This window comes from Polynucleobacter sp. 35-46-11 (genome assembly GCF_002281105.1).
In genome coordinates, this window is sequence record NZ_NCFJ01000305.1 from 1 (window position 1) to 3,118 (window position 3,118).

Below are 3,118 nucleotides of genomic sequence, written 5' to 3' on the forward strand. Positions count from 1 at the left end.
CATCCAAGGCCTTAAGCCAACCCTTGCTGTCAGCATTTCCCACAAAAGGAATACGACCACGGAAAACCAAATCTCCAGCAAAAAGGACTTCCTCTGACGGAATGTAAACCAATAGATCTTCTGGAGCATGTGCTGGGCCTACTCGACTAATGAAAAACTCAACTCCGCCGATATTTAACTTTAATTGTTTATCAATCCAGGTATCTGCTGGCAATAATTTTGTTTGATCATTCACCCACGGGGCAAAATCAACCCGCGAAGCAATTAAACGTTGTTTTGCCGTTTCCGAGGAAAGATAGTTTCTACCCTCTCCTTGCGCATAAACCTTTGCACCAATCTTTTTAAATTCCTGCAATCCATACACATGGTCGGCATGATAATGAGTCACTACAACAGCAATAATTTTTTGATTAGTTAGTTTTGAAATCTCTTTGATCAGCTTTTGTGCGAGTACTGGCGAACCTAAGGCATCAATCACAACAACGCCTTTGGGGGTTATAACGAATCCAGCATTTGAGATAAAGTTTTGATTTTGACTACTCCCCAACTCTGCCCTGCCCTGCACGAAATAAGTATGAGGCGCCACTTGAATGGGCTTTAATAAAACGCCTGCCGGATCATTTTTTACCCGTACATTCTGAGCAAAACAAAGACTAAAAAAAATAGCATTAATTAATAATGCTATTTTTAGATCACGAATACAGCGCAGGAGTATATTCACTAAATAAGAATTAAGGCTTGATGTAGGCAAAATGATCTTTAAATTGAAGATCGCCAATCCTTGCTACACCCGATGGAGTGAAGTCAGCATCTAGAATGAATTGATCCTTTTTAAGATTTCTATTTTTTAAAGTAATCTCACAAACCTCAAAACGAACCCCGCGTGACTTGAGTGCTCCAATCAGAGGGGCGTATTCAATATTGTTCTTCTTATCCTTGGCGCCCTCCATCAAGATATCAACCCCGTTTGCATGAGTAACAACAATAATTGTGGTGTCTGGTGCCACATCCAGATGGTTGCGTACATTCCTTAAACCTTTAATGCCTTGGGCCTGAGCATCATCAATGTGATAAACAACGCTAGCTCCAGCAGCAACTACATGCTGAGAAACCAACGCAGAACAAGCAATAAGAATTGATGCCGCTAAAGTTAGATATTTTTTCATAACGGTTCTTTCTGTTTATTTAAGGGCAACCATACCAGGATTATTTTTAACGCCCTTGATGATTGGCTCATTTAGCTGAACTGCTTTGACCACCTTGATATCACGCAGATGGCGCTCAATCACATCCCAAATAGCCTCTCCACCAGCATTCTTAGCTTCTTCGCTTACAGGGGCCCAACCTGCCACTTTGTAGGTCTTACTTGGTTCAATAGCTTTGCCATTTAAGCGCATATCAGTAATACGCTTGCCTGCAGTTTCGGCTGGATCAATCGTATATTGCAAACCACCTACGCGAACCATATCCCCACCTTGTTGATAGTATGGATCAGGATTAAAGAGATTATCCGCAACGTCTTCAAGGATTGTCTTGATAGTCTCGCCACTCATATTTGTTACTGTCGTATATGGATAGGTAATTGCTGTTTGATCAAGTAAATTTTCACGTGTGATCGGCTGACCTGGTAGAAGGCTGGTACCCCAGCGGAAGCCTGGTGAGAATGCAATTTCAGCATTCTTCTGCGCCATGAGTCCGTCCAAGATCAATTGATCGAAACTGCCATTGAAGTTTCCACGACGGTACAAGAGACCTTCTGTCGTAGCTAATTTTTCATTGAGCTTAGCTTCATACGGCGCTCTAACTTTTTGAATTAGCTTATTCATTGCAGGATCAGCTGGAATCATGTTAGAGAAGATTGGGAAGAGTTTGTAACGGAAATCAACCGCTTTGCCACCCTTCACATCAAAGTCCAATACTCCCAAGAACTTGGTATTAGAACCCGCATTGGTAACTAAAGTTACGCCGCCCGCATTCTTCACTTTCACAGGAATAGGCACACCATCATGAGTATGACCACCCATAATCGCATCTAGACCTGTGACCCGAGATGCCATTTTTAAATCGACGTCCATGCCGTTGTGAGAAAGTAGTACGACAACTTTTGCACCTTTGGCCTTCACTTCATTAATAGTCTTCTGAAGATTTTCTTCTTGGATACCAAACGTCCAATCAGGTGTGAAATAACGTGGATTAGCAATTGGGGTATATGGGAAAGCTTGGCCAATAACGGCTACTTGAATGCCATTCTGTACCTTCATTACATAAGGATTAAATACTGAATCACCGAAGTCTGAGGTTTTAATATTTTGCGCTACAAAAGAAACCTTTCCCTTGAAATCGCCATTCACAATCTCCATAACGCGCTTCTCACCGAGTGTCATTTCCCAGTGCGGAGTCATGACATCAACACCTAATAGCAGCGCAGCATCAACCATGTCCTGACCGTTCGTCCACAAGGATGTACCTGAACCCTGCCAAGTGTCGCCGCCATCAAGCAACAATGCTCCTGGACGGCTTGCTTTGATTTGCTTGACTAGGGTTGCTATATGAGCGAAGCCGCCAACTTTGCCATAGTTTTGCGCTGCAGCCACATAATCAAGGTACGTAAAGGCGTGAGCATCCCTGGTACCCGGCTTAATGCCATTTGCCTTTAAAAAATATTCGCCCACCAAGTGAGGAGTTTTACCTTCTTGAGCGCCAATACCCAGATTGACGTTAGGCTCGCGGAAATAGATTGGCAAAAGTTGCGCATGGCAGTCAGTAAAATGCAGGAAATGCACATTACCAAACTTTGGTAAATCATAGAATTTTTGCGCTGTAGTCTGTGCACTAGCAAAATTGGATTGCAAGCTCATCCCACCCGCAGAGGCAATTGCTAATGCTTGCAGAAATTCGCGTCGATTTAAAGACATTGTGTTTTCCTAAAGAAAACAGGCCTTTCGGCCTGTTTATTTTTATTACTTGTTAACAGGCGACTCTGGATCCAGGAGCAATGCCATGACATCCTGCATTTGCTTCTCATTTAAGAGTTTGAAGTGCCCAAAACGGGGCATATTGCTACATACGTTATATGCCTTAGCATTGTTGATGCGGTTCCATGTGTACTGAACCACCT

3 protein-coding genes and 1 pseudogene are annotated in these 3,118 nt (G+C 42.9%); all 4 read right to left on the reverse strand.

The features are described from left to right. On the reverse strand, window positions 1-721 hold a 721-nt coding region (locus tag B7Y67_RS13940; RefSeq protein ID WP_293599166.1), incomplete at its 3' end, for an MBL fold metallo-hydrolase. Window positions 722-731: 10 nt separating this feature from the next. Beyond that, window positions 732-1,166 (reverse strand): DsrE family protein, encoded by a 435-nt coding sequence (locus tag B7Y67_RS13945; RefSeq protein ID WP_293599167.1) that lies wholly within the window; start codon window positions 1,164-1,166, stop codon window positions 732-734. 15 nt (window positions 1,167-1,181) lie between these two features. After that, window positions 1,182-2,915, reverse strand: coding sequence for a thiosulfohydrolase SoxB (gene soxB / locus B7Y67_RS13950; RefSeq protein WP_293599168.1), 1,734 nt, complete (start codon window positions 2,913-2,915; stop codon window positions 1,182-1,184). A 45-nt stretch (window positions 2,916-2,960) separates the two neighbouring features. Next, a pseudogene (locus tag B7Y67_RS13955) lies at window positions 2,961-3,118 on the reverse strand (sulfur oxidation c-type cytochrome SoxX); the annotation flags it as partial.

Excerpts from the sequence above, each read along its gene's own strand:
- B7Y67_RS13945 (WP_293599167.1), bottom strand. The coding sequence starts at position 1,166 with ATGAAAAAATATCTAACTTTAGCGGCATCAATTCTTATTGCTTGTTCT.
- soxB (WP_293599168.1), bottom strand. The coding sequence starts at position 2,915 with ATGTCTTTAAATCGACGCGAATTTCTGCAAGCATTAGCAATTGCCTCT.